1 protein-coding gene is annotated in these 655 nt (G+C 47.8%); it reads right to left on the minus strand.

What is annotated here, in order from left to right:
- Nucleotides 1-209: 209 nt before the first annotated feature.
- Nucleotides 210-461, minus strand: coding sequence for a DUF6061 family protein (locus tag AAAU26_RS00050; protein ID WP_227619014.1), 252 nt, complete (start codon nucleotides 459-461; stop codon nucleotides 210-212).
- Nucleotides 462-655 lie beyond the last annotated feature (194 nt).

Below are 655 nucleotides of genomic sequence, written 5' to 3' on the forward strand. Positions count from 1 at the left end.
GCTGGGGTACATCCCTCTGGATGAACTGGAAGCAAAAGAAAAGGCGTGACCGAAGTCACGCCAAATCTTCCCCATTTAGGGAACTTTTGCAAATACTGTTTTATGGGAACTCTGCTACGGGGAACGCCCTGTTGTACATATCGTTATCGTCTGTGGTCTTTGGCAGGGTGCGTCCTATTCAGGGACGCACCCTGTTTTTTGTTTTGCCCTTAATCTTCTAACCCATGGCTTCCAGCCACATTCTTCAAATATTCCTCCGGGTCGCCATTCAGAATCAAATCTGCATACGCCAGAGGGTCATTATAGATGAGATAGTCCAGTTCTGACCTCTGCGCCATGGTCACGTCCAGTGCATCCTCGACCCCGGTGCAGTCGATGGAGATCATTCTCCCATTCTGGAGCAGCAGCTCCACGCATCCGGTGTCCATGTTGAATTTGCAAGCTTTTGCATCGTACTTCATGTTCATGTCCTCCTAAAATCATGTTGTGGCTTATGTCGGTCAATCTATGATTTCGGATTTCATCTTCCACGGACACCTGCATTGAACTTTCCGAAGAAAACAAATAATCCGAACCCATCTCCTATCGGAAACAAGTTCGGATTATTTTTGTTTGGTCCGAGTGGCGAGAATCGAACTCACGGCCTCTTGAACCC

The organism is Faecalibacterium longum, from assembly GCF_040094125.1.
GTDB classification, from domain to species: domain Bacteria; phylum Bacillota; class Clostridia; order Oscillospirales; family Ruminococcaceae; genus Faecalibacterium; species Faecalibacterium longum.

Excerpts from the sequence above, each read along its gene's own strand:
- AAAU26_RS00050 (WP_227619014.1), bottom strand. The coding sequence starts at position 461 with ATGAAGTACGATGCAAAAGCTTGCAAATTCAACATGGACACCGGATGC.